This window comes from Bacillus sp. FSL K6-0993, assembly GCF_037977205.1.
Taxonomy (GTDB): domain Bacteria; phylum Bacillota; class Bacilli; order Bacillales; family Bacillaceae; genus Bacillus; species Bacillus subtilis.
Window position 1 is genome coordinate 79314 of sequence record NZ_CP150275.1, and the last position, 26179, is coordinate 105492.

Consider the following 26179-nt stretch of genomic DNA (forward strand, 5'->3'; position numbering starts at 1 on the left):
GTTTAGTAATGGATTATTTAGTAAAAGCACTTGCGTATGACGGAAAAGTTCGGGCTTATGCAGCGAGAACGACTGATATGGTAAATGAGGGGCAGAGACGCCATGGTACGTGGCCGACAGCATCCGCTGCACTGGGCCGCACAATGACAGCTTCACTTATGCTCGGCGCTATGCTGAAGGGCGATGATAAGCTGACCGTGAAAATCGAGGGCGGAGGTCCGATCGGAGCTATTGTAGCTGATGCCAATGCCAAAGGAGAAGTCAGAGCCTATGTCTCTAACCCGCAAGTTCATTTTGATTTAAATGAACAAGGCAAGCTTGATGTCAGACGTGCGGTTGGAACAAACGGAACGTTAAGTGTCGTAAAAGATTTAGGTTTGCGCGAGTTCTTCACAGGACAAGTAGAAATCGTTTCAGGAGAATTAGGAGATGATTTCACTTACTATCTTGTATCATCTGAGCAGGTTCCTTCATCAGTGGGCGTAGGTGTGCTCGTAAATCCTGACAATACCATTCTTGCGGCAGGGGGCTTTATTATTCAGCTGATGCCGGGAACAGATGATGAAACAATCACAAAAATTGAACAGCGTCTATCTCAAGTAGAGCCGATTTCTAAGCTCATCCAAAAAGGGCTGACACCAGAAGAAATTTTAGAAGAAGTCCTAGGCGAGAAACCTGAGATTTTGGAAACGATGCCTGTCAGATTCCATTGCCCTTGTTCAAAAGAACGGTTCGAAACAGCCATTTTAGGACTAGGCAAAAAAGAAATTCAAGATATGATAGAAGAAGACGGACAAGCCGAAGCAGTATGCCATTTTTGTAATGAAAAGTACTTATTTACAAAAGAAGAGCTGGAAGGGCTTCGTGACCAAACTACCCGCTAAGCTCTTTAGCGGGTTTTTAATTTGAGAAAAGGGGCTGAAAGCAGGTTTGAAATCAAGAACAATCTGGACCATTATTTTAGGGGCGCTGTTGGTTTGCTGTATTGCTGTTGCATATACGCTGACGAAATCCCAAGCCGGCGCATCGTCATCCGGTGAGTCTATTGCGACTATTGGAGGCAAGAGTGTGACAAGAGAAGAATGGCTGAAAGAAATGGAAGATCAGTATGGTAAGTCAACGCTTGAAGATATGATCAATGTCCGAGTTGTTGAGCAGCTGGCTAAAAAGAACAAACTTAAAATATCCAAAAGCGAAGTTGATCGTGAGTTTTTGCTGATTAAAGCGGTCAATAATTCCTTTTACGAAGATGAACATACGACGGAGAAAGAGTGGAAAGACCAAATTCGTTATAATATCCTCCTTGAGGATTTGTTAACAAGGGATATCGATATCTCAAACAAAGAATTGGAATCATTCTATAATAAAAATAAGGAACTATATCAGTTTGATGATTCGTATCGAATTCGGCACATTGTTGTAAAAGATGAAGAAGAAGCGAGAGAAGTCCTGAAAGAACTGAAAGGCGGATCAAGCTTTGAAGCTGTCGCTGCCGAAAGATCTACAGACAGATATACATCACCATACGGCGGAGATTTAGGTTTTGTCACAGAGGCATCAGACAACATTCCATCAGCATACATTGAAGAGGCGAAAACACTCAAAGAGGATGAATGGTCTCAGGAACCAATAAAGGTCAGCAACGGATATGCCATTATCCAGCTGAAAGAAAAACTAAAGGCAAGAACGTTCTCATTTGATGAAGTAAAGGACCAGATCAGACGGCAAATCGCAATGGATCAGCTAGGTGATAAAGCGACAGTTAAGACACTTTGGAAAGAAGCCGATGTATCTTGGTTTTATGGGGAAAAAAGTACTAAGTGATTGACAAAAAATTTTGAAATTGATAGATTATATACATAATACCAATACAAATAGTCGGAAATTGAGGTGTCGAGAATGGTACGTGTAGCAAACTCCATTACTGAATTAATTGGGAATACGCCAATCGTTAAATTAAATCGCCTTGCAGATGAAAACAGTGCGGATGTATATCTAAAACTTGAATACATGAACCCTGGAAGCAGTGTAAAAGACCGTATCGGTTTAGCCATGATTGAAGCGGCTGAAAAAGAAGGAAAATTAAAAGCCGGTGATACAATCATTGAACCGACAAGCGGAAATACAGGAATCGGGCTTGCAATGGTTGCTGCTGCTAAAGGATTAAAAGCCATTTTGGTTATGCCTGATACAATGAGCATGGAGCGCCGCAACCTTCTTCGCGCATACGGTGCTGAGCTTGTGCTGACTCCTGGTGCGGAAGGCATGAAAGGCGCCATTAAGAAAGCTGAAGAGCTTGCTGAAAAGCACGGATACTTTGTGCCGCAGCAGTTTAACAACCCTTCTAACCCAGAAATTCACCGCCAAACAACGGGTAAAGAAATCGTTGAGCAATTCGGTGATGATCAGCTTGACGCATTTGTAGCCGGAATCGGAACGGGCGGAACGATTACGGGAGCGGGTGAAGTGCTGAAGGAAGCGTACCCTTCCATCAAGATTTATGCTGTTGAACCGTCAGATTCCCCAGTGCTTTCAGGAGGAAAACCAGGCCCCCACAAAATTCAGGGAATCGGAGCTGGATTCGTGCCGGACATCTTAAACACTGAAGTATATGATGAAATCTTCCCTGTGAAGAATGAAGAAGCATTCGAATATGCCCGCAGAGCTGCACGTGAAGAAGGAATTCTCGGAGGCATCTCATCAGGTGCGGCAATTTATGCTGCTCTTCAAGTAGCAAAAAAACTCGGAAAAGGCAAAAAGGTATTGGCCATCATTCCAAGTAACGGCGAACGTTATCTAAGCACGCCGCTGTATCAATTCGATTAAAAAAAGCCAAAACTCCCGGTCAGCCGGGAGTTTTTTTATATTTCGTGCATCAAATATGCCATGTCTGCGACGAATGTTATTCTTGGAAGAGAAATTCACTTTTTTCACTCACAACATTGCTTTACAATTAAACCAAGTAAAAAAGAAAATAGAGGAATGATACAAATGGCACAACGCAGACCGGCAGGCAAAAAAGTACCTTTTCAAAAAGACTCATTCTTACAACAATTTGAGAAACTTGCGCAATCCCGAAAACATCATGTACTTCTCGAAAGTGCAAGAGGCGGCAGATATAGTATAGCCGGTCTTGATCCAATTGCGACTGTAAAAGGAAAAGACGGAATAACTACAATTAAGCATGGTGATGAGATGCTGTTTAAAGAAGGTGATCCATTAAGGGCCTTCCACAGCTGGTTTAAAACGCTGGAAACAGAAACGAATCATGAGTTCCCTGACTTTCAAGGCGGGGCAATCGGGTTTCTCAGCTATGATTACGCACGGTACATTGAAAATTTTAAAATGCTCTCGTTAGATGATCTAGAAACACCAGATATTTATTTTCTTGTTTTTGATGATATAGCAGTTTATGACCATCAAGAAGAGTCTCTATGGCTGATTACTCATGTTAATGGTTCTGATCAGGAAACAGCAGATGTGAAGCTATCTGAGTTAGAGCAGATGTGGCTGACTGAGCTTCCCGCTGTCTCTTCGCGAGAGATGAAACCTGAAACAGATGGTTCCTTCGCGGCGCCATTTACCGAGGATGGGTTCTCACAAGCTGTAGAGAAAATCAAACAATACATTGCCAGCGGAGATGTGTTTCAAGTCAATCTATCAATAAGGCAGTCACAGTCACTGTCTGCCCACCCATATCAAATTTACAAAACCTTGAGAGAAGTAAATCCTTCTCCTTATATGGCGTATTTAGAAACACCTGATTTCCAAATCATTTGCGGATCGCCTGAACTGCTTGTCAGCAAAAAGGGCAAGCTATTAGAGACGAGACCGATTGCGGGCACACGTTCCAGAGGGAAAACAAATGAAGAAGACGAGGCGCTTGCAAACGAATTGATACACAATGAAAAAGAACGCGCGGAACATGTCATGCTGGTTGATCTTGAGCGAAATGACCTGGGAAGAGTATCACGTTACGGGTCTGTGCGCGTAAATGAATTCATGGCAATTGAAAAATACTCGCATGTGATGCACATTGTGTCTAATGTCCAAGGTGAACTGCAGGATGGGTATGATGCTGTAGATATTATTCATGCTGTGTTTCCCGGAGGAACCATTACTGGTGCACCGAAAGTAAGAACGATGGAAATTATAGAAGAACTTGAGCCGACACGCCGAGGGCTTTATACTGGATCTATAGGATGGTTTGGATATAATCACGATCTGCAGTTTAATATCGTCATTCGAACCATTTATGCAACCGGAGGGCAGGCATTTATGCAGTCCGGCGCAGGAGTTGTGATTGATTCTGTTCCGAAGCACGAATACAAGGAATCATTCAAAAAAGCTTTTGCGATGCAAAGAGCATTAGAGCTGAGCAAAGAAGAGACAAAAATTAGATGAGGTGAGCGGAGAAATGATTTTAATGATTGATAACTACGATTCATTCACGTACAACTTGGTACAGTATTTGGGCGAGCTTGGGGAAGAGCTGGTTGTGAAACGCAATGACAGCATCACAATCGAAGAAATTGAAGAACTGTCTCCGGACTTTCTGATGATATCTCCCGGACCGTGCAGCCCTGATGAGGCGGGAATCAGCCTCGAAGCAATTAAACATTTCGCAGGGAAAATTCCTATTTTCGGTGTATGTCTCGGACATCAGTCCATCGCACAAGTGTTCGGCGGTGATGTTGTTAGGGCAGAACGGCTTATGCACGGGAAAACCTCGGATATCGAGCATGACGGCAAGACCATTTTTGAAGGGTTGAAAAACCCCCTTGTTGCGACGCGATACCACTCGCTGATCGTAAAACCTGAGACGCTGCCAAGCTGTTTTACAGTAACAGCACAAACGAAAGAAGGAGAAATCATGGCTATTCGCCACAATGACCTCCCGATAGAGGGCGTGCAATTTCACCCAGAGTCTATTATGACCTCCTTTGGGAAAGAAATGCTCAGAAATTTTATTGAGACATACCGCAAGGAAGTTATTGCGTGATGATATATGTAAACGGCCGGTATATGGAGGAGAAAGATGCAGTTCTTTCTCCTTTTGACCATGGGTTTTTATATGGGATCGGTGTTTTCGAAACCTTCAGGCTCTACGAAGGCTGCCCGTTTCTGCTTGATTGGCATATAGAACGGCTTGAACGCGCACTTAAGGATCTGCAAATCGAATATACTGTTTCAAAGCATGAGATCCTTGAGATGCTGGACAAGCTGCTTAAGCTAAATGATATCAAGGATGGCAATGCCCGCGTCAGACTGAACATATCAGCGGGAATCAGCGATAAAGGTTTTGTCGCCCAGACGTACGATAAGCCGACCGTTTTATGCTTTGTGAATCAGCTGAAATCAGAAAGTCTTCCTTTGCAAAAAGAAGGGAAGATTTTATCGATACGGAGAAACACTCCTGAGGGGTCGTTCCGGTTAAAATCTCATCATTATCTAAATAATATGTATGCGAAACGGGAAATTGGAAATGATCCGCGTGTCGAGGGAATTTTCCTAACGGAGGATGGAGCTGTTGCAGAGGGTATCATATCTAATGTCTTCTGGAGAAAAGGTCGCTTTATCTATACGCCATCGCTTGATACCGGTATTCTGGACGGCGTCACGAGACGTTTTATCATAGAAAATGCAAAGAATATCGGCCTGGAGCTCAAAACGGGCCGATATGAACTAGAAGCTCTCTTGACAGCTGACGAAGCGTGGATGACGAACTCGGTTCTTGAAATCATCCCGTTTACTAAAATAGAAGAAGTAAACTATGGAAGCCAAAGCGGAGAAGCAACCTCCGCTCTTCAATTGTTATACAAAAAAGAAATAAAGAACATGATTCATGAAAAGGGAGGAAGAGCATGGCGCAGCACACAATAGATCAAACACAAGTAATCCACACTAAGCCCAGTGCTTTATCATATAAAGAGAAGACGCTGGTGATGGGAATTTTAAACGTAACGCCTGACTCTTTCTCGGACGGTGGAAAATATGACAGCTTGGACAAGGCGCTGCTGCACGCGAAAGAGATGATCGATGATGGTGCCCATATCATTGATATCGGAGGGGAATCGACAAGGCCTGGCGCTGAGTGCGTATCTGAGGATGAGGAGATGTCCAGAGTCATTCCGGTGATTGAGCGGATTACGAAAGAGCTTGGTGTTCCTATTTCTGTAGACACGTACAAGGCTTCTGTCGCAGATGAAGCAGTGAAAGCCGGCGCATCCATTATCAATGATATTTGGGGAGCCAAACATGATCCGGAGATGGCTTCCGTTGCAGCTGAACATAATGTTCCAATTGTTCTCATGCATAACCGCCCTGAAAGAAACTACAATGACTTATTGCCGGATATGCTGTCGGACTTAATGGAGAGTGTAAAAATTGCTGTTGAGGCCGGAGTAGACGAGAAGAACATTATTCTTGATCCCGGTATCGGTTTCGCGAAAACCTATCACGATAACCTGGCAGTGATGAACAAACTAGAGATTTTCAGCGGGTTGGGATATCCGGTTCTTCTGGCAACCTCCCGAAAAAGATTCATCGGACGTGTTCTGGATCTTCCGCCTGAGGAGCGGGCTGAGGGCACAGGCGCGACTGTGTGTCTCGGCATTCAAAAAGGCTGTGACATTGTCAGGGTCCATGATGTAAAGCAAATTGCCAGAATGGCGAAAATGATGGACGCGATGCTGAATAAGGGAGGGGTGCACCATGGATAAAGTTTATGTAGAAGGTATGGAGTTTTACGGATATCACGGTGTGTTCAAAGAAGAAAACAAGCTTGGCCAGCGGTTTAAAGTCGATTTAACTGCTGAGCTGGATTTGAGCAAAGCTGGGCAAACAGACGACCTTGAGCAAACGATCAACTATGCTGAGCTCTATCACGTATGTAAAGATATCGTGGAAGGGGAGCCTGTAAAATTGGTAGAAACGCTGGCGGAACGTATTGCTGACGCTGTTCTCAAAAAATTTCAGCCTGTTCAGCAATGTACGGTGAAAGTGATTAAGCCAGACCCGCCAATTCCCGGACACTATAAATCAGTAGCAATTGAAATTACGAGAAAAAAGTCATGAACAACATAGCTTATATTGCACTTGGATCTAATATTGGAGATAGAGAAACGTATTTAAGGCAAGCAGTGGCCTTACTGCATCAGCATGCTGCGGTGACAGTCACTAAAGTGTCGTCTATTTACGAAACTGACCCGGTCGGATACGAAGACCAAGCTGAATTTTTGAATATGGCTGTTGAAATCAAGACATCACTGAACCCTTTTGAACTCCTTGAACTGACGCAGCAGATAGAAAATGAATTAGGCAGAACAAGGGAAGTAAGATGGGGGCCGCGGACGGCAGACCTTGACATTTTGTTATTTAATCGTGAAAATATTGAAACAGAGCAACTAATTGTTCCGCATCCGAGAATGTATGAGCGTTTGTTTGTCCTTGCGCCTCTTGCGGAAATTTGCCAGCAGGTTGAAAAAGAGGCTACAAACGCCGAAACAGACCAAGAAGGTGTAAGAGTATGGAAGCAGAAATCTGGGGTAGACGAATTCGTGCATTCAGAAAGCTGAAAGGTTATACTCAAGAAGGATTTGCAAAAGCATTAGGTATATCAGTTTCTATTCTCGGCGAAATTGAACGCGGAAACCGATTGCCGTCAGCTGCCATCATTCAAGATGCAGCAGATGTTTTAAATATAAGTGCGGACGAATTGGCGCCGCCAGAAAAATAGAACAAATGAAAGGAGGAGAAAAATTGTTCAAAATCGGAGATATTCAATTGAAAAACCGGGTTGTGCTCGCACCTATGGCTGGTGTCTGCAACTCTGCGTTCAGATTGACTGTAAAGGAATTCGGAGCCGGATTGGTATGCGCTGAAATGGTCAGTGACAAAGCGATCCTTTACAACAATGCAAGAACAATGGGTATGCTTTATATCGATGAACGTGAGAAACCACTCAGCCTTCAAATTTTCGGAGGAAAAAAGGAAACCCTTGTGGAAGCGGCGAAGTTTGTAGACCAGAACACAACTGCTGATATCATTGACATTAACATGGGATGTCCCGTGCCGAAGATTACAAAATGCGATGCGGGTGCGAAATGGCTTCTCGATCCTGATAAGATTTACGAAATGGTTTCTGCAGTAGTGGATGCTGTTAATAAACCAGTCACAGTGAAAATGAGAATGGGCTGGGATGAAGACCACATTTTCGCAGTGAAAAATGCACAGGCTGTAGAACGTGCGGGCGGTAAAGCAGTTGCGCTTCACGGCCGTACGAGAGTGCAGATGTACGAAGGAACGGCAAACTGGGATATCATCAAAGAAGTAAAACAATCAGTATCGATTCCGGTTATCGGAAACGGCGATGTTAAGACACCGCAGGATGCTAAGCGTATGCTCGATGAGACAGGAGTAGACGGGGTTATGATCGGACGCGCTGCATTGGGTAACCCGTGGATGATTTACCGTACGGTTCAGTATCTTGAAACAGGTGAATTAAAAGAAGAGCCGCAAGTACGCGAAAAAATGGCCGTATGCAAACTGCATCTTGACCGCCTGATTGACTTAAAAGGTGAAAACGTAGCGGTAAGAGAAATGAGAAAGCACGCTGCATGGTATCTGAAAGGCGTAAAAGGCAATGCGAACGTTCGTAATGAAATCAATCATTGCGAGACGAGAGAAGAGTTTGTACAGCTTTTAGATGCATTTACGGTTGAAGTTGAGGCAAAAGAGCTTCAAAATGCAAAAGTAGGATAATACTCACCTCTATTTGCTGCTCACTGCTAGTTTTACGCTGGCAGTTTTTCTGCTTTTTTCATGAAACAATATCTGTAATGGAGTGATAACAATGAGTCAAGAAGAGCATAACCATGAAGAATTGAATGATCAGCTGCAAGTCAGACGCGATAAAATGAATCAGCTGAGAGATAACGGCATCGATCCATTCGGCGCACGTTTTGAAAGAACTCATCAGTCTCAAGAAGTTATTTCGGCATATCAAGATCTAACCAAAGAAGAGTTAGAAGAAAAAGCGATTGAAGTTACAATCGCAGGCCGCATGATGACAAAACGCGGCAAAGGAAAAGCCGGCTTTGCCCATCTTCAGGATTTAGAAGGCCAAATCCAAATCTACGTAAGAAAAGACAGTGTCGGTGACGACCAATATGAAATCTTCAAGTCTTCTGACCTCGGTGATCTTATCGGTGTAACCGGAAAAGTCTTCAAAACAAATGTAGGCGAATTGTCTGTTAAAGCAACTTCCTTTGAATTGCTGACAAAAGCGCTTCGTCCGCTTCCTGACAAATACCATGGTTTAAAAGACGTTGAGCAACGCTACCGTCAGCGTTACCTGGATCTTATCGTAAACCCAGACAGCAAACATACGTTCATTACACGAAGCAAGATCATTCAAGCTATGAGAAGATACCTTGATGATCATGGATACTTAGAAGTAGAAACACCTACAATGCACAGCATTCCTGGGGGGGCTTCTGCACGTCCGTTTATCACTCACCACAACGCGTTAGACATTCCACTCTATATGCGTATTGCTATCGAACTGCACCTAAAACGCCTAATTGTCGGCGGTTTAGAAAAAGTATATGAAATCGGCCGTGTTTTCCGTAACGAAGGAGTCTCTACACGCCATAACCCTGAATTTACAATGATTGAGTTATATGAAGCATATGCGGACTATAAAGATATCATGAGCTTAACTGAAAACCTTGTCGCTCATATCGCCCAAGAAGTGCTTGGCACAACTACGATTCAATACGGGGAAGAGCAAATCGACCTTAAACCGGAGTGGAAAAGAATCCATATGGTTGACGCAGTCAAAGAAGCGACCGGCGTTGATTTCTGGGAAGAGGTTACTGTTGAGCAGGCGCGTGAATATGCAAAAGAACATGGTGTAGAAATTAAAGATTCTATGACAGTAGGGCATATCATCAACGAATTCTTCGAACAAAAAATTGAAGAAACGCTTATTCAGCCAACGTTTATTTACGGGCATCCTGTAGAAATTTCTCCTCTTGCTAAGAAAAACCCTGAGGACACACGTTTTACAGACCGTTTTGAGCTGTTTATCGTTGGCCGTGAACATGCCAACGCGTTTACAGAGCTGAATGATCCTATTGATCAAAGAGAACGCTTTGAAGCGCAATTAAAAGAGCGTGAAGCCGGTAATGATGAAGCTCATCTAATGGATGAAGACTTTGTTGAAGCTCTGGAATACGGTATGCCGCCAACAGGAGGTTTAGGCATCGGTATCGACCGTCTGGTTATGCTGCTGACGAATGCCCCTTCTATTCGCGATGTGCTGTTATTTCCGCAAATGAGACAACGCTAATAAAGAAGAGCGGTATCCTCCATAGAGAAAGGATGCCGCTCTTTTTAAATTCCTTAGTATTTCTTCAAAAAAACTATTGCACTATTATTTACTAGGTGGTATATTATTATTCGTTGCCGCTAAACAAGGCGATAACGAAAAAAACTTAAAAAAAGTTATTGACTTCACTGAGTCAACGAGTTATAATAATAAAGTCGCTTGAACGAAGTGAACAAAATGATCTTTGAAAACTAAACAAGACAAAACGTACCTGTTAATTCAGTTTTTAAAAATCGCACAGCGATGTGCGTAGTCAGTCAAACTACTTTATCGGAGAGTTTGATCCTGGCTCAGGACGAACGCTGGCGGCGTGCCTAATACATGCAAGTCGAGCGGACAGATGGGAGCTTGCTCCCTGATGTTAGCGGCGGACGGGTGAGTAACACGTGGGTAACCTGCCTGTAAGACTGGGATAACTCCGGGAAACCGGGGCTAATACCGGATGGTTGTTTGAACCGCATGGTTCAAACATAAAAGGTGGCTTCGGCTACCACTTACAGATGGACCCGCGGCGCATTAGCTAGTTGGTGAGGTAATGGCTCACCAAGGCAACGATGCGTAGCCGACCTGAGAGGGTGATCGGCCACACTGGGACTGAGACACGGCCCAGACTCCTACGGGAGGCAGCAGTAGGGAATCTTCCGCAATGGACGAAAGTCTGACGGAGCAACGCCGCGTGAGTGATGAAGGTTTTCGGATCGTAAAGCTCTGTTGTTAGGGAAGAACAAGTACCGTTCGAATAGGGCGGTACCTTGACGGTACCTAACCAGAAAGCCACGGCTAACTACGTGCCAGCAGCCGCGGTAATACGTAGGTGGCAAGCGTTGTCCGGAATTATTGGGCGTAAAGGGCTCGCAGGCGGTTTCTTAAGTCTGATGTGAAAGCCCCCGGCTCAACCGGGGAGGGTCATTGGAAACTGGGGAACTTGAGTGCAGAAGAGGAGAGTGGAATTCCACGTGTAGCGGTGAAATGCGTAGAGATGTGGAGGAACACCAGTGGCGAAGGCGACTCTCTGGTCTGTAACTGACGCTGAGGAGCGAAAGCGTGGGGAGCGAACAGGATTAGATACCCTGGTAGTCCACGCCGTAAACGATGAGTGCTAAGTGTTAGGGGGTTTCCGCCCCTTAGTGCTGCAGCTAACGCATTAAGCACTCCGCCTGGGGAGTACGGTCGCAAGACTGAAACTCAAAGGAATTGACGGGGGCCCGCACAAGCGGTGGAGCATGTGGTTTAATTCGAAGCAACGCGAAGAACCTTACCAGGTCTTGACATCCTCTGACAATCCTAGAGATAGGACGTCCCCTTCGGGGGCAGAGTGACAGGTGGTGCATGGTTGTCGTCAGCTCGTGTCGTGAGATGTTGGGTTAAGTCCCGCAACGAGCGCAACCCTTGATCTTAGTTGCCAGCATTCAGTTGGGCACTCTAAGGTGACTGCCGGTGACAAACCGGAGGAAGGTGGGGATGACGTCAAATCATCATGCCCCTTATGACCTGGGCTACACACGTGCTACAATGGACAGAACAAAGGGCAGCGAAACCGCGAGGTTAAGCCAATCCCACAAATCTGTTCTCAGTTCGGATCGCAGTCTGCAACTCGACTGCGTGAAGCTGGAATCGCTAGTAATCGCGGATCAGCATGCCGCGGTGAATACGTTCCCGGGCCTTGTACACACCGCCCGTCACACCACGAGAGTTTGTAACACCCGAAGTCGGTGAGGTAACCTTTTAGGAGCCAGCCGCCGAAGGTGGGACAGATGATTGGGGTGAAGTCGTAACAAGGTAGCCGTATCGGAAGGTGCGGCTGGATCACCTCCTTTCTAAGGATATTATACGGAATATAAGACCTTGGGTCTTATAAACAGAACGTTCCCTGTCTTGTTTAGTTTTGAAGGATCATTCCTTCGAAACGTGTTCTTTGAAAACTAGATAACAGTAGACATCACATTCAATTAGTAACACAAGATATCACATAGTGATTCTTTTTAACGGTTAAGTTAGAAAGGGCGCACGGTGGATGCCTTGGCACTAGGAGCCGATGAAGGACGGGACGAACACCGATATGCTTCGGGGAGCTGTAAGCAAGCTTTGATCCGGAGATTTCCGAATGGGGAAACCCACCACTCGTAATGGAGTGGTATCCATATCTGAATTCATAGGATATGAGAAGGCAGACCCGGGGAACTGAAACATCTAAGTACCCGGAGGAAGAGAAAGCAAATGCGATTCCCTGAGTAGCGGCGAGCGAAACGGGATTAGCCCAAACCAAGAGGCTTGCCTCTTGGGGTTGTAGGACACTCTGTACGGAGTTACAAAAGAACGAGGTAGATGAAGAGGTCTGGAAAGGCCCGCCATAGGAGGTAACAGCCCTGTAGTCAAAACTTCGTTCTCTCCTGAGTGGATCCTGAGTACGGCGGAACACGTGAAATTCCGTCGGAATCCGGGAGGACCATCTCCCAAGGCTAAATACTCCCTAGTGACCGATAGTGAACCAGTACCGTGAGGGAAAGGTGAAAAGCACCCCGGAAGGGGAGTGAAAGAGATCCTGAAACCGTGTGCCTACAAGTAGTCAGAGCCCGTTAACGGGTGATGGCGTGCCTTTTGTAGAATGAACCGGCGAGTTACGATCCCGTGCAAGGTTAAGCAGAAGATGCGGAGCCGCAGCGAAAGCGAGTCTGAATAGGGCGCATGAGTACGTGGTCGTAGACCCGAAACCAGGTGATCTACCCATGTCCAGGGTGAAGTTCAGGTAACACTGAATGGAGGCCCGAACCCACGCACGTTGAAAAGTGCGGGGATGAGGTGTGGGTAGGGGTGAAATGCCAATCGAACCTGGAGATAGCTGGTTCTCTCCGAAATAGCTTTAGGGCTAGCCTCAAGGTAAGAGTCTTGGAGGTAGAGCACTGATTGGACTAGGGGCCCCTACCGGGTTACCGAATTCAGTCAAACTCCGAATGCCAATGACTTATCCTTGGGAGTCAGACTGCGAGTGATAAGATCCGTAGTCGAAAGGGAAACAGCCCAGACCGCCAGCTAAGGTCCCAAAGTATACGTTAAGTGGAAAAGGATGTGGAGTTGCTTAGACAACCAGGATGTTGGCTTAGAAGCAGCCACCATTTAAAGAGTGCGTAATAGCTCACTGGTCGAGTGACTCTGCGCCGAAAATGTACCGGGGCTAAACGTATCACCGAAGCTGCGGACTGTTCTTCGAACAGTGGTAGGAGAGCGTTCTAAGGGCTGTGAAGCCAGACCGGAAGGACTGGTGGAGCGCTTAGAAGTGAGAATGCCGGTATGAGTAGCGAAAGAGGGGTGAGAATCCCCTCCACCGAATGCCTAAGGTTTCCTGAGGAAGGCTCGTCCGCTCAGGGTTAGTCGGGACCTAAGCCGAGGCCGAAAGGCGTAGGCGATGGACAACAGGTTGATATTCCTGTACCACCTCCTCACCATTTGAGCAATGGGGGGACGCAGGAGGATAGGGTAAGCGCGGTATTGGATATCCGCGTCCAAGCAGTTAGGCTGGGAAATAGGCAAATCCGTTTCCCATAAGGCTGAGCTGTGATGGCGAGCGAAATATAGTAGCGAAGTTCCTGATTCCACACTGCCAAGAAAAGCCTCTAGCGAGGTGAGAGGTGCCCGTACCGCAAACCGACACAGGTAGGCGAGGAGAGAATCCTAAGGTGATCGAGAGAACTCTCGTTAAGGAACTCGGCAAAATGACCCCGTAACTTCGGGAGAAGGGGTGCTCTGTTAGGGTGCAAGCCCGAGAGAGCCGCAGTGAATAGGCCCAGGCGACTGTTTAGCAAAAACACAGGTCTCTGCGAAGCCGTAAGGCGAAGTATAGGGGCTGACGCCTGCCCGGTGCTGGAAGGTTAAGAGGAGCGCTTAGCGTAAGCGAAGGTGCGAATTGAAGCCCCAGTAAACGGCGGCCGTAACTATAACGGTCCTAAGGTAGCGAAATTCCTTGTCGGGTAAGTTCCGACCCGCACGAAAGGCGCAACGATCTGGGCACTGTCTCAACGAGAGACTCGGTGAAATTATAGTACCTGTGAAGATGCAGGTTACCCGCGACAGGACGGAAAGACCCCGTGGAGCTTTACTGCAGCCTGATATTGAATGTTGGTACAGCTTGTACAGGATAGGTAGGAGCCTTGGAAACCGGAGCGCCAGCTTCGGTGGAGGCATCGGTGGGATACTACCCTGGCTGTATTGACCTTCTAACCCGCCGCCCTTATCGGGCGGGGAGACAGTGTCAGGTGGGCAGTTTGACTGGGGCGGTCGCCTCCTAAAAGGTAACGGAGGCGCCCAAAGGTTCCCTCAGAATGGTTGGAAATCATTCGCAGAGTGTAAAGGCACAAGGGAGCTTGACTGCGAGACCTACAAGTCGAGCAGGGACGAAAGTCGGGCTTAGTGATCCGGTGGTTCCGCATGGAAGGGCCATCGCTCAACGGATAAAAGCTACCCCGGGGATAACAGGCTTATCTCCCCCAAGAGTCCACATCGACGGGGAGGTTTGGCACCTCGATGTCGGCTCATCGCATCCTGGGGCTGTAGTCGGTCCCAAGGGTTGGGCTGTTCGCCCATTAAAGCGGTACGCGAGCTGGGTTCAGAACGTCGTGAGACAGTTCGGTCCCTATCCGTCGCGGGCGCAGGAAATTTGAGAGGAGCTGTCCTTAGTACGAGAGGACCGGGATGGACGCACCGCTGGTGTACCAGTTGTTCTGCCAAGGGCATCGCTGGGTAGCTATGTGCGGACGGGATAAGTGCTGAAAGCATCTAAGCATGAAGCCCCCCTCAAGATGAGATTTCCCATTCCGCAAGGAAGTAAGATCCCTGAAAGATGATCAGGTTGATAGGTCTGAGGTGGAAGTGTGGCGACACATGGAGCTGACAGATACTAATCGATCGAGGACTTAACCATATTTTTGAATGATGTCACACCTGTTATCTAGTTTTGAGAGAACACTCTCAATTTGTTTGGTGGCGATAGCGAAGAGGTCACACCCGTTCCCATGCCGAACACGGAAGTTAAGCTCTTCAGCGCCGATGGTAGTCGGGGGGTTCCCCCTGTGAGAGTAGGACGCCGCCAAGCAATTGCACGTTAGTGCAATTATGGAGGATTAGCTCAGCTGGGAGAGCATCTGCCTTACAAGCAGAGGGTCGGCGGTTCGAGCCCGTCATCCTCCACCATTATGCCGGTGTAGCTCAATTGGTAGAGCAACTGACTTGTAATCAGTAGGTTGGGGGTTCAAGTCCTCTTGCCGGCACCACTTTTATATGATATAATACTCAAGTCTCTTGTAGAAGAGCCATTAGCTCAGTTGGTAGAGCATCTGACTTTTAATCAGAGGGTCGAAGGTTCGAGTCCTTCATGGCTCACCATTTTACGCGGGTGTGGCGGAATTGGCAGACGCGCTAGACTTAGGATCTAGTGTCTTTATGACGTGGGGGTTCAAGTCCCTTCACCCGCATTATATAGGATAACAGTTAGAAAAACTGGACATCCTGTCTGCGGAAGTAGTTCAGTGGTAGAACACCACCTTGCCAAGGTGGGGGTCGCGGGTTCGAATCCCGTCTTCCGCTCCAACTATACCATCCACGCCGGGGTGGTGGAATTGGCAGACACACAGGACTTAAAATCCTGCGGTAGGTGACTACCGTGCCGGTTCAAGTCCGGCCCTCGGCATTATGCTTTGCGCCCGTAGCTCAATTGGATAGAGCGTTTGACTACGGATCAAAAGGTTAGGGGTTCGACTCCTCTCGGGCGCGCCATATCTTTTAATAGAATAGATAGGAAATCGGGAAGTAGCTCAGCTTGGTAGAGCACATGGTTTGGGACCATGGGGTCGCAGGTTCGAATCCTGTCTTCCCGACCATTTTTTATGGGGCCTTAGCTCAGCTGGGAGAGCGCCTGCTTTGCACGCAGGAGGTCAGCGGTTCGATCCCGCTAGGCTCCACCAAAAGTTTTTTAAAAAATGTTGTTGACTTTGAAGAAGTGACGTTGTATAATAATAAAGCTGCTTTAACAAAGCAAGCAAACAAACAAACAAAATGATCTTTGAAAACTAAACAAGACAAAACGTACCTGTTAATTCAGTTTTTAAAAATCGCACAGCGATGTGCGTAGTCAGTCAAACTACTTTATCGGAGAGTTTGATCCTGGCTCAGGACGAACGCTGGCGGCGTGCCTAATACATGCAAGTCGAGCGGACAGATGGGAGCTTGCTCCCTGATGTTAGCGGCGGACGGGTGAGTAACACGTGGGTAACCTGCCTGTAAGACTGGGATAACTCCGGGAAACCGGGGCTAATACCGGATGGTTGTTTGAACCGCATGGTTCAAACATAAAAGGTGGCTTCGGCTACCACTTACAGATGGACCCGCGGCGCATTAGCTAGTTGGTGAGGTAATGGCTCACCAAGGCAACGATGCGTAGCCGACCTGAGAGGGTGATCGGCCACACTGGGACTGAGACACGGCCCAGACTCCTACGGGAGGCAGCAGTAGGGAATCTTCCGCAATGGACGAAAGTCTGACGGAGCAACGCCGCGTGAGTGATGAAGGTTTTCGGATCGTAAAGCTCTGTTGTTAGGGAAGAACAAGTACCGTTCGAATAGGGCGGTACCTTGACGGTACCTAACCAGAAAGCCACGGCTAACTACGTGCCAGCAGCCGCGGTAATACGTAGGTGGCAAGCGTTGTCCGGAATTATTGGGCGTAAAGGGCTCGCAGGCGGTTTCTTAAGTCTGATGTGAAAGCCCCCGGCTCAACCGGGGAGGGTCATTGGAAACTGGGGAACTTGAGTGCAGAAGAGGAGAGTGGAATTCCACGTGTAGCGGTGAAATGCGTAGAGATGTGGAGGAACACCAGTGGCGAAGGCGACTCTCTGGTCTGTAACTGACGCTGAGGAGCGAAAGCGTGGGGAGCGAACAGGATTAGATACCCTGGTAGTCCACGCCGTAAACGATGAGTGCTAAGTGTTAGGGGGTTTCCGCCCCTTAGTGCTGCAGCTAACGCATTAAGCACTCCGCCTGGGGAGTACGGTCGCAAGACTGAAACTCAAAGGAATTGACGGGGGCCCGCACAAGCGGTGGAGCATGTGGTTTAATTCGAAGCAACGCGAAGAACCTTACCAGGTCTTGACATCCTCTGACAATCCTAGAGATAGGACGTCCCCTTCGGGGGCAGAGTGACAGGTGGTGCATGGTTGTCGTCAGCTCGTGTCGTGAGATGTTGGGTTAAGTCCCGCAACGAGCGCAACCCTTGATCTTAGTTGCCAGCATTCAGTTGGGCACTCTAAGGTGACTGCCGGTGACAAACCGGAGGAAGGTGGGGATGACGTCAAATCATCATGCCCCTTATGACCTGGGCTACACACGTGCTACAATGGACAGAACAAAGGGCAGCGAAACCGCGAGGTTAAGCCAATCCCACAAATCTGTTCTCAGTTCGGATCGCAGTCTGCAACTCGACTGCGTGAAGCTGGAATCGCTAGTAATCGCGGATCAGCATGCCGCGGTGAATACGTTCCCGGGCCTTGTACACACCGCCCGTCACACCACGAGAGTTTGTAACACCCGAAGTCGGTGAGGTAACCTTTTAGGAGCCAGCCGCCGAAGGTGGGACAGATGATTGGGGTGAAGTCGTAACAAGGTAGCCGTATCGGAAGGTGCGGCTGGATCACCTCCTTTCTAAGGATATTATACGGAATATAAGACCTTGGGTCTTATAAACAGAACGTTCCCTGTCTTGTTTAGTTTTGAAGGATCATTCCTTCGAAACGTGTTCTTTGAAAACTAGATAACAGTAGACATCACATTCAATTAGTAACACAAGATATCACATAGTGATTCTTTTTAACGGTTAAGTTAGAAAGGGCGCACGGTGGATGCCTTGGCACTAGGAGCCGATGAAGGACGGGACGAACACCGATATGCTTCGGGGAGCTGTAAGCAAGCTTTGATCCGGAGATTTCCGAATGGGGAAACCCACCACTCGTAATGGAGTGGTATCCATATCTGAATTCATAGGATATGAGAAGGCAGACCCGGGGAACTGAAACATCTAAGTACCCGGAGGAAGAGAAAGCAAATGCGATTCCCTGAGTAGCGGCGAGCGAAACGGGATTAGCCCAAACCAAGAGGCTTGCCTCTTGGGGTTGTAGGACACTCTGTACGGAGTTACAAAAGAACGAGGTAGATGAAGAGGTCTGGAAAGGCCCGCCATAGGAGGTAACAGCCCTGTAGTCAAAACTTCGTTCTCTCCTGAGTGGATCCTGAGTACGGCGGAACACGTGAAATTCCGTCGGAATCCGGGAGGACCATCTCCCAAGGCTAAATACTCCCTAGTGACCGATAGTGAACCAGTACCGTGAGGGAAAGGTGAAAAGCACCCCGGAAGGGGAGTGAAAGAGATCCTGAAACCGTGTGCCTACAAGTAGTCAGAGCCCGTTAACGGGTGATGGCGTGCCTTTTGTAGAATGAACCGGCGAGTTACGATCCCGTGCAAGGTTAAGCAGAAGATGCGGAGCCGCAGCGAAAGCGAGTCTGAATAGGGCGCATGAGTACGTGGTCGTAGACCCGAAACCAGGTGATCTACCCATGTCCAGGGTGAAGTTCAGGTAACACTGAATGGAGGCCCGAACCCACGCACGTTGAAAAGTGCGGGGATGAGGTGTGGGTAGGGGTGAAATGCCAATCGAACCTGGAGATAGCTGGTTCTCTCCGAAATAGCTTTAGGGCTAGCCTCAAGGTAAGAGTCTTGGAGGTAGAGCACTGATTGGACTAGGGGCCCCTACCGGGTTACCGAATTCAGTCAAACTCCGAATGCCAATGACTTATCCTTGGGAGTCAGACTGCGAGTGATAAGATCCGTAGTCGAAAGGGAAACAGCCCAGACCGCCAGCTAAGGTCCCAAAGTATACGTTAAGTGGAAAAGGATGTGGAGTTGCTTAGACAACCAGGATGTTGGCTTAGAAGCAGCCACCATTTAAAGAGTGCGTAATAGCTCACTGGTCGAGTGACTCTGCGCCGAAAATGTACCGGGGCTAAACGTATCACCGAAGCTGCGGACTGTTCTTCGAACAGTGGTAGGAGAGCGTTCTAAGGGCTGTGAAGCCAGACCGGAAGGACTGGTGGAGCGCTTAGAAGTGAGAATGCCGGTATGAGTAGCGAAAGAGGGGTGAGAATCCCCTCCACCGAATGCCTAAGGTTTCCTGAGGAAGGCTCGTCCGCTCAGGGTTAGTCGGGACCTAAGCCGAGGCCGAAAGGCGTAGGCGATGGACAACAGGTTGATATTCCTGTACCACCTCCTCACCATTTGAGCAATGGGGGGACGCAGGAGGATAGGGTAAGCGCGGTATTGGATATCCGCGTCCAAGCAGTTAGGCTGGGAAATAGGCAAATCCGTTTCCCATAAGGCTGAGCTGTGATGGCGAGCGAAATATAGTAGCGAAGTTCCTGATTCCACACTGCCAAGAAAAGCCTCTAGCGAGGTGAGAGGTGCCCGTACCGCAAACCGACACAGGTAGGCGAGGAGAGAATCCTAAGGTGATCGAGAGAACTCTCGTTAAGGAACTCGGCAAAATGACCCCGTAACTTCGGGAGAAGGGGTGCTCTGTTAGGGTGCAAGCCCGAGAGAGCCGCAGTGAATAGGCCCAGGCGACTGTTTAGCAAAAACACAGGTCTCTGCGAAGCCGTAAGGCGAAGTATAGGGGCTGACGCCTGCCCGGTGCTGGAAGGTTAAGAGGAGCGCTTAGCGTAAGCGAAGGTGCGAATTGAAGCCCCAGTAAACGGCGGCCGTAACTATAACGGTCCTAAGGTAGCGAAATTCCTTGTCGGGTAAGTTCCGACCCGCACGAAAGGCGCAACGATCTGGGCACTGTCTCAACGAGAGACTCGGTGAAATTATAGTACCTGTGAAGATGCAGGTTACCCGCGACAGGACGGAAAGACCCCGTGGAGCTTTACTGCAGCCTGATATTGAATGTTGGTACAGCTTGTACAGGATAGGTAGGAGCCTTGGAAACCGGAGCGCCAGCTTCGGTGGAGGCATCGGTGGGATACTACCCTGGCTGTATTGACCTTCTAACCCGCCGCCCTTATCGGGCGGGGAGACAGTGTCAGGTGGGCAGTTTGACTGGGGCGGTCGCCTCCTAAAAGGTAACGGAGGCGCCCAAAGGTTCCCTCAGAATGGTTGGAAATCATTCGCAGAGTGTAAAGGCACAAGGGAGCTTGACTGCGAGACCTACAAGTCGAGCAGGGACGAAAGTCGGGCTTAGTGATCCGGTGGTTCCGCATGGAAGGGCCATCGCTCAACGGATAAAAGCTACCCCGGGGATAACAGGCTTATCTCCCCCAAGAGTCCACATCGACGGGGAGGTTTGGCACCTCGATGTCGGCTCATCGCATCCTGGGGCTGTAGTCGGTCCCAAGGGTTGGGCTGTTCGCCCATTAAAGCGGTACGCGAGCTGGGTTCAGAACGTCGTGAGACAGTTCGGTCCCTATCCGTCGCGGGCGCAGGAAATTTGAGAGGAGCTGTCCTTAGTACGAGAGGACCGGGATGGACGCACCGCTGGTGTACCAGTTGTTCTGCCAAGGGCATCGCTGGGTAGCTATGTGCGGACGGGATAAGTGCTGAAAGCATCTAAGCATGAAGCCCCCCTCAAGATGAGATTTCCCATTCCGCAAGGAAGTAAGATCCCTGAAAGATGATCAGGTTGATAGGTCTGAGGTGGAAGTGTGGCGACACATGGAGCTGACAGATACTAATCGATCGAGGACTTAACCATATTTTTGAATGATGTCACACCTGTTATCTAGTTTTGAGAGAACACTCTCAATTTGTTTGGTGGCGATAGCGAAGAGGTCACACCCGTTCCCATGCCGAACACGGAAGTTAAGCTCTTCAGCGCCGATGGTAGTCGGGGGTTTCCCCCTGTGAGAGTAGGACGCCGCCAAGCAAGCTTAAACCCAGCTCATTGAGCTGGGTTTTTTGTATTTTGGTTTATTGGTATCATAAAATTCCACTTAACTGTATAATATAATAACTTTATACCGAATTTTAAATCAGCAATCAGGTTTTGTGGACCGGGAAAATGGAAATAATAAAGGATAGAGCGAGAAAGTTGAAAATTCTCGAGAAACGGCTTATAGTAAGATTAAAGTCAAATATAGTCAAAGTCAGTAAAGGAGGGGGTTGAGTGGGACATAATATTTCTGACATCATTGAACAATATTTAAAACGAGTGTTAGATCAAAATGGCAAGGAAATTTTAGAGATTAAACGAAGTGAAATTGCAGATAAATTTCAATGCGTTCCTTCCCAAATAAATTATGTCATCAACACCAGATTTACAAGCGAAAGAGGATATATTGTTGAGAGCAAACGCGGGGGCGGCGGTTACATCAGAATCATTAAAATTAAAATGAACAATGAAGTTGTCCTGATCAATAATATTATTTCTCAAATTAATACCCATTTGTCTCAAGCAGCCTCTGATGACATTATTTTAAGGCTATTAGAAGACAAGGTAATTTCAGAAAGAGAAGCAAAAATGATGGTCAGCGTAATGGACCGCTCAGTTTTACACATTGACTTGCCTGAACGTGATGAATTAAGAGCGAGAATGATGAAGGCAATGCTGACTTCTTTAAAATTAAAATAAGCGGGTGAAAAGATTGATTTGTCAAGAGTGCCACGAGAGACCAGCCACTTTTCACTTTACAAAGGTTGTTAACGGAGAAAAAATAGAAGTTCATATTTGTGAACAATGTGCCAAAGAAAATAGTGATTCATATGGTATAAGTGCAAATCAGGGTTTCTCTATTCATAATTTACTTTCGGGTTTACTGAACATGGATTCTTCATTTCAAAATGCAGGAACTCAAATGTTCAGTCACTCGGAGCAAATATCTGCTTGTCCGAAATGCGGAATGACTTTTCAGCAATTCAGAAAAATTGGCCGTTTTGGATGTTCTGAATGTTACAAAACATTTCATAGCAACATTACACCAATCCTACGTAAAGTGCACAGCGGAAACACTGTGCATGCAGGTAAGATACCTAAACGAATAGGCGGCAATCTTCATGTCAGACGGCAGATTGATATGCTAAAAAAGGAATTAGAATCCTTAATCCATCAAGAAGAATTTGAAAATGCAGCTCATGTAAGAGATCAAATTCGTTCATTAGAACAATCACTCAAAAGTACAGATAGTGAGGAGGAACAGGAGTAATGTCGCTAAAGCATTTTATTCAGGACGCACTAAGCAGTTGGATGAAGCAGAAAGGACCTGAAAGTGACATTGTACTCAGCAGCCGCATACGTTTAGCAAGGAACTTTGAGCATATTCGGTTCCCTACGCGGTATTCCAATGAAGAAGCCTCATCCATCATACAGCAATTTGAAGATCAGTTTTCAGAGCAAGAAATTCCCGGAATCGGCAAATTTGTTTTGATTAGAATGAATGATGCACAGCCTTTAGAGAAGCGTGTACTTGTTGAAAAACATCTAATCAGCCCGAATCTGACAGAGTCTCCTTTTGGCGGCTGTTTGCTTTCTGAAAATGAGGAAGTAAGCGTCATGCTAAATGAAGAGGACCATATTAGAATTCAATGTCTTTTCCCTGGATTTCAGCTTTTAGAAGCAATGAAAGCCGCAAACCAGGTCGACGACTGGATTGAAGAAAAAGTTGATTATGCATTCAATGAGCAAAGAGGATACTTAACTAGCTGTCCTACAAACGTAGGTACAGGTTTAAGGGCTTCGGTCATGATGCATCTGCCGGCACTGGTTTTAACTAGGCAAATAAATCGAATTATACCGGCAATTAATCAATTAGGCTTAGTTGTTAGAGGAATTTATGGGGAAGGCAGCGAAGCAGTAGGGAATATCTTTCAAATTTCAAATCAGATCACGCTTGGTAAGTCGGAGCAGGATATTGTAGAGGATCTTAACAGTGTTGCTGCTCAGTTGATTGAACAAGAACGATCCGCCCGAGAAGCGATTTATCAAACTTCTAAAATCGAACTTGAGGATCGGGTATATCGGTCTTATGGGGTCTTGTCTAATTGCCGGATGATAGAATCGAAAGAAACTGCAAAGTGCCTTTCAGATGTTCGGTTAGGCATAGACCTAGGCATTATAAAAGGACTTTCAAGCAACATACTTAACGAACTTATGATTTTGACGCAGCCAGGGTTTTTACAGCAATACTCGGGAGGCGCTTTGCGTCCGAACGAAAGGGACATTCGAAGAGCGGCTCTCATCAGAGAACGGCTTCACTTAGAAATGAATGGGAAAAGACAGGAGGATGAATCGATATGATGTTTGGAAGATTTACAGAACGAGCTCAAAAAGTACTGGCGCTAGCACAGGAAGAAGCACTTCGGTTAGGTCATAATAACATTGGCACTGAGCATATTTTATTAGGACTGGTAAGAGAAGGAGAGGGCATTGCTGCTAAAGCTCTTCAAGCGCTTGGACTCGGTTCAGATAAAATTCAGAAAGAAGTAGAAAGTTTGATCGGGCGCGGGCAGGAAATGTCTCAAACGATTCATTATACTCCTAGAGCTAAAAAAGTCATTGAGCTTTCAATGGATGAGGCAAGAAAACTCGGTCATTCTTATGTTGGAACAGAACATATTCTTCTTGGCCTGATTCGTGAAGGAGAAGGCGTTGCTGCGAGAGTTCTGAATAATCTCGGTGTCAGCTTAAATAAAGCAAGACAGCAGGTGCTCCAGCTTCTAGGAAGTAATGAAACAGGATCATCAGCGGCAGGAACAAACAGCAATGCGAATACGCCTACGCTTGACAGCTTGGCAAGAGACTTAACTGCTATTGCTAAGGAAGACAGCCTTGACCCTGTAATCGGCAGAAGCAAGGAGATCCAGCGTGTCATTGAAGTGTTAAGCCGCAGAACGAAAAACAACCCTGTTCTCATTGGGGAACCAGGTGTAGGTAAAACGGCTATCGCAGAAGGTTTGGCACAGCAAATTATCAATAATGAAGTACCCGAAATTTTGCGTGATAAACGTGTGATGACATTAGACATGGGAACAGTTGTTGCCGGCACAAAATACCGCGGAGAATTTGAGGATCGCCTGAAGAAGGTCATGGATGAAATTCGCCAGGCAGGAAATATCATTCTATTCATCGATGAGCTCCATACACTAATCGGGGCAGGCGGAGCAGAAGGTGCTATTGATGCATCTAATATTTTAAAACCTTCACTTGCTCGCGGCGAACTCCAATGTATTGGTGCAACGACTCTTGATGAGTACCGTAAATATATTGAAAAAGATGCAGCACTGGAACGCCGTTTTCAGCCGATTCAGGTTGATCAGCCATCTGTAGATGAAAGTATTCAAATTTTACAAGGTCTGCGTGACAGATACGAAGCCCACCACCGCGTTTCTATCACTGATGATGCCATTGAAGCTGCGGTTAAGCTTTCTGACAGATATATTTCTGACCGCTTCCTTCCGGATAAAGCAATTGACTTGATCGATGAAGCAGGTTCAAAGGTGAGACTGCGCTCATTTACAACGCCTCCTAACTTAAAAGAGCTTGAGCAGAAGCTTGATGAGGTTCGTAAAGAGAAGGATGCGGCAGTGCAAAGCCAAGAGTTTGAAAAAGCTGCTTCCTTGCGTGATACTGAACAACGCCTGCGCGAGCAAGTAGAGGATACGAAGAAATCATGGAAAGAGAAGCAAGGGCAGGAAAACTCAGAGGTTACTGTGGATGATATTGCGATGGTTGTATCCAGCTGGACCGGTGTGCCTGTATCTAAAATCGCCCAAACTGAAACTGATAAGCTTCTCAATATGGAAAACATTCTTCACTCCCGTGTCATTGGCCAGGATGAAGCGGTTGTAGCTGTTGCAAAAGCCGTCAGACGTGCGAGAGCAGGATTGAAAGATCCTAAACGCCCAATTGGCTCATTCATTTTCTTAGGCCCTACAGGTGTAGGTAAAACAGAGCTTGCACGAGCACTCGCTGAATCCATTTTTGGCGATGAAGAATCCATGATCAGAATTGATATGTCTGAATACATGGAAAAACACTCAACTTCAAGACTTGTTGGTTCACCTCCGGGATATGTGGGATATGATGAAGGCGGTCAATTGACAGAGAAAGTCAGAAGAAAACCTTACTCTGTCGTGCTTCTTGATGAGATCGAGAAAGCGCACCCTGATGTCTTCAATATCCTTCTGCAAGTTCTTGAAGACGGACGATTGACTGATTCTAAAGGACGCACAGTCGATTTCCGCAATACCATTCTGATCATGACATCAAACGTCGGAGCAAGTGAGCTGAAACGCAATAAATATGTCGGCTTTAACGTTCAGGATGAAACTCAAAATCATAAAGACATGAAAGATAAAGTGATGGGTGAATTGAAACGAGCGTTCAGACCTGAGTTCATCAACCGTATTGATGAAATCATTGTCTTCCATTCACTTGAGAAAAAACATCTTACTGAAATTGTGTCATTAATGTCTGATCAATTAACGAAACGCTTGAAAGAACAAGATCTTTCTATCGAATTGACAGATGCTGCAAAAGCGAAAGTCGCGGAAGAGGGCGTTGACCTGGAATACGGTGCCCGTCCGTTAAGAAGAGCGATCCAAAAACATGTCGAGGATCGTTTATCTGAAGAACTCCTCAGAGGAAATATTCATAAAGGACAGCATATTGTTCTTGATGTAGAAGATGGCGAATTTGTCGTAAAAACGACTGCTAAAACGAATTAATATAGAAGACGGAAATGAGGCATACAGCATGTAAGT

Annotated in this window: 16 protein-coding genes, 9 tRNA genes and 6 rRNA genes; all 31 read left to right on the plus strand. The window is 46.8% G+C overall.

Features of this window, described 5'->3' with window-relative positions:
* Positions 1-8 precede the first annotated feature (8 nt).
* The 31 genes from hslO (at position 9) to clpC (ending at position 26143) form a co-directional block, all read left to right on the plus strand.
* On the plus strand, positions 9-884 hold the full coding sequence (hslO, locus tag MHH79_RS00425; protein ID WP_003226695.1) for a redox-regulated molecular chaperone HslO: 876 nt from the start codon (positions 9-11) through the stop codon (positions 882-884).
* A gap of 46 nt (positions 885-930) precedes the next feature.
* Complete coding sequence (locus tag MHH79_RS00430) at positions 931-1824, plus strand: peptidyl-prolyl cis-trans isomerase (RefSeq protein WP_003243824.1); 894 nt, start codon at positions 931-933, stop codon at positions 1822-1824.
* Positions 1825-1899: 75 nt separating this feature from the next.
* Positions 1900-2826 (plus strand): cysteine synthase A, encoded by a 927-nt coding sequence (gene cysK / locus MHH79_RS00435; RefSeq protein ID WP_003218399.1) that lies wholly within the window; start codon positions 1900-1902, stop codon positions 2824-2826.
* Positions 2827-2991: 165 nt separating this feature from the next.
* The gene (locus MHH79_RS00440; protein ID WP_015482698.1) at positions 2992-4404 is read left to right on the plus strand and encodes an anthranilate synthase component I family protein; all 1413 of its coding nucleotides are present in this window, start codon (positions 2992-2994) and stop codon (positions 4402-4404) included.
* Between the two features lie 13 nt (positions 4405-4417).
* Positions 4418-5002, plus strand: coding sequence for an aminodeoxychorismate/anthranilate synthase component II (pabA, locus tag MHH79_RS00445; protein ID WP_014475585.1), 585 nt, complete (start codon positions 4418-4420; stop codon positions 5000-5002).
* Positions 5002-5883, plus strand: coding sequence for an aminodeoxychorismate lyase (pabC, locus tag MHH79_RS00450; protein WP_309530329.1), 882 nt, complete (start codon positions 5002-5004; stop codon positions 5881-5883). The genes pabA and pabC overlap by 1 nt, the downstream gene beginning before the upstream one ends.
* Entirely contained in the window at positions 5865-6722 is an 858-nt protein-coding gene (folP, locus tag MHH79_RS00455; protein WP_251188456.1) for a dihydropteroate synthase, read from the plus strand. Before pabC ends, folP begins: the two co-directional genes overlap by 19 nt.
* On the plus strand, positions 6715-7077 hold the full coding sequence (folB, locus tag MHH79_RS00460) for a dihydroneopterin aldolase (RefSeq protein ID WP_251218391.1): 363 nt from the start codon (positions 6715-6717) through the stop codon (positions 7075-7077). The genes folP and folB overlap by 8 nt, the downstream gene beginning before the upstream one ends.
* Entirely contained in the window at positions 7074-7577 is a 504-nt protein-coding gene (gene folK, locus MHH79_RS00465) for a 2-amino-4-hydroxy-6-hydroxymethyldihydropteridine diphosphokinase (protein WP_015482701.1), read from the plus strand. Before folB ends, folK begins: the two co-directional genes overlap by 4 nt.
* The gene (locus MHH79_RS00470) at positions 7529-7738 is read left to right on the plus strand and encodes a helix-turn-helix transcriptional regulator (RefSeq protein WP_003226678.1); all 210 of its coding nucleotides are present in this window, start codon (positions 7529-7531) and stop codon (positions 7736-7738) included. Before folK ends, MHH79_RS00470 begins: the two co-directional genes overlap by 49 nt.
* Before the next feature lie 23 nt (positions 7739-7761).
* Positions 7762-8763: a tRNA dihydrouridine synthase DusB gene (gene dusB / locus MHH79_RS00475; protein WP_014475588.1), complete on the plus strand. Its 1002-nt coding sequence runs from the start codon at positions 7762-7764 to the stop codon at positions 8761-8763.
* 91 nt (positions 8764-8854) lie between these two features.
* A complete protein-coding gene (gene lysS, locus MHH79_RS00480) occupies positions 8855-10354 on the plus strand; it encodes a lysine--tRNA ligase (protein ID WP_063336221.1) in 1500 nt (499 codons plus the stop codon).
* 306 nt (positions 10355-10660) lie between these two features.
* Positions 10661-12210 (plus strand): 16S ribosomal RNA (locus tag MHH79_RS00485).
* A gap of 170 nt (positions 12211-12380) precedes the next feature.
* Positions 12381-15308, plus strand: a 23S ribosomal RNA gene (locus tag MHH79_RS00490).
* 55 nt (positions 15309-15363) lie between these two features.
* Positions 15364-15479 (plus strand): 5S ribosomal RNA (rrf, locus tag MHH79_RS00495).
* A 22-nt stretch (positions 15480-15501) separates the two neighbouring features.
* Positions 15502-15577 (plus strand) — tRNA-Val (locus MHH79_RS00500).
* Between the two features lie 4 nt (positions 15578-15581).
* Positions 15582-15657: transfer RNA gene (locus MHH79_RS00505), tRNA-Thr, on the plus strand.
* A gap of 36 nt (positions 15658-15693) precedes the next feature.
* A tRNA-Lys gene (locus tag MHH79_RS00510) sits at positions 15694-15769 on the plus strand.
* A 6-nt stretch (positions 15770-15775) separates the two neighbouring features.
* Positions 15776-15858: transfer RNA gene (locus MHH79_RS00515), tRNA-Leu, on the plus strand.
* Between the two features lie 40 nt (positions 15859-15898).
* A tRNA-Gly gene (locus MHH79_RS00520) sits at positions 15899-15973 on the plus strand.
* A gap of 14 nt (positions 15974-15987) precedes the next feature.
* Positions 15988-16073: transfer RNA gene (locus MHH79_RS00525), tRNA-Leu, on the plus strand.
* Between the two features lie 9 nt (positions 16074-16082).
* A tRNA-Arg gene (locus MHH79_RS00530) sits at positions 16083-16159 on the plus strand.
* 27 nt (positions 16160-16186) lie between these two features.
* Positions 16187-16263, plus strand: a tRNA-Pro gene (locus MHH79_RS00535).
* 8 nt (positions 16264-16271) lie between these two features.
* A tRNA-Ala gene (locus tag MHH79_RS00540) sits at positions 16272-16347 on the plus strand.
* 181 nt (positions 16348-16528) lie between these two features.
* Positions 16529-18078 (plus strand): 16S ribosomal RNA (locus MHH79_RS00545).
* A 170-nt stretch (positions 18079-18248) separates the two neighbouring features.
* A 23S ribosomal RNA gene (locus MHH79_RS00550) occupies positions 18249-21176 on the plus strand.
* A 55-nt stretch (positions 21177-21231) separates the two neighbouring features.
* Positions 21232-21347: ribosomal RNA gene (rrf, locus tag MHH79_RS00555) — 5S ribosomal RNA — on the plus strand.
* Together the 16S, 23S and 5S rRNA genes with 9 tRNA genes alongside form the textbook arrangement of a ribosomal RNA operon.
* A gap of 240 nt (positions 21348-21587) precedes the next feature.
* On the plus strand, positions 21588-22052 hold the full coding sequence (gene ctsR / locus MHH79_RS00560; RefSeq protein WP_003225724.1) for a transcriptional regulator CtsR: 465 nt from the start codon (positions 21588-21590) through the stop codon (positions 22050-22052).
* A gap of 13 nt (positions 22053-22065) precedes the next feature.
* Entirely contained in the window at positions 22066-22623 is a 558-nt protein-coding gene (mcsA, locus tag MHH79_RS00565) for a protein-arginine kinase activator protein McsA (protein WP_015252993.1), read from the plus strand.
* Positions 22623-23714 carry a protein arginine kinase gene (locus MHH79_RS00570; RefSeq protein ID WP_003235007.1) on the plus strand — a complete coding sequence of 364 codons (1092 nt, stop codon included), beginning with the start codon at positions 22623-22625 and terminating at the stop codon, positions 23712-23714. The genes mcsA and MHH79_RS00570 overlap by 1 nt, the downstream gene beginning before the upstream one ends.
* Positions 23711-26143 (plus strand): ATP-dependent protease ATP-binding subunit ClpC, encoded by a 2433-nt coding sequence (gene clpC, locus MHH79_RS00575; protein WP_014475592.1) that lies wholly within the window; start codon positions 23711-23713, stop codon positions 26141-26143. Before MHH79_RS00570 ends, clpC begins: the two co-directional genes overlap by 4 nt.
* The last annotated feature ends 36 nt before the right edge of the window (positions 26144-26179 follow it).

What these genes read in the sequence shown, in the direction of transcription:
- clpC (WP_014475592.1), top strand. Translation starts at nt 23,711, where the DNA reads ATGATGTTTGGAAGATTTACAGAACGAGCTCAAAAAGTACTGGCGCTA.
- MHH79_RS00470 (WP_003226678.1), top strand. Translation starts at nt 7,529, where the DNA reads ATGGAAGCAGAAATCTGGGGTAGACGAATTCGTGCATTCAGAAAGCTG.
- pabC (WP_309530329.1), top strand. Translation starts at nt 5,002, where the DNA reads ATGATATATGTAAACGGCCGGTATATGGAGGAGAAAGATGCAGTTCTT.
- hslO (WP_003226695.1), top strand. Translation starts at nt 9, where the DNA reads ATGGATTATTTAGTAAAAGCACTTGCGTATGACGGAAAAGTTCGGGCT.
- MHH79_RS00570 (WP_003235007.1), top strand. Translation starts at nt 22,623, where the DNA reads ATGTCGCTAAAGCATTTTATTCAGGACGCACTAAGCAGTTGGATGAAG.
- folK (WP_015482701.1), top strand. Translation starts at nt 7,074, where the DNA reads ATGAACAACATAGCTTATATTGCACTTGGATCTAATATTGGAGATAGA.
- pabA (WP_014475585.1), top strand. Translation starts at nt 4,418, where the DNA reads ATGATTTTAATGATTGATAACTACGATTCATTCACGTACAACTTGGTA.
- folB (WP_251218391.1), top strand. Translation starts at nt 6,715, where the DNA reads ATGGATAAAGTTTATGTAGAAGGTATGGAGTTTTACGGATATCACGGT.
- cysK (WP_003218399.1), top strand. Translation starts at nt 1,900, where the DNA reads ATGGTACGTGTAGCAAACTCCATTACTGAATTAATTGGGAATACGCCA.
- lysS (WP_063336221.1), top strand. Translation starts at nt 8,855, where the DNA reads ATGAGTCAAGAAGAGCATAACCATGAAGAATTGAATGATCAGCTGCAA.
- folP (WP_251188456.1), top strand. Translation starts at nt 5,865, where the DNA reads ATGGCGCAGCACACAATAGATCAAACACAAGTAATCCACACTAAGCCC.
- MHH79_RS00440 (WP_015482698.1), top strand. Translation starts at nt 2,992, where the DNA reads ATGGCACAACGCAGACCGGCAGGCAAAAAAGTACCTTTTCAAAAAGAC.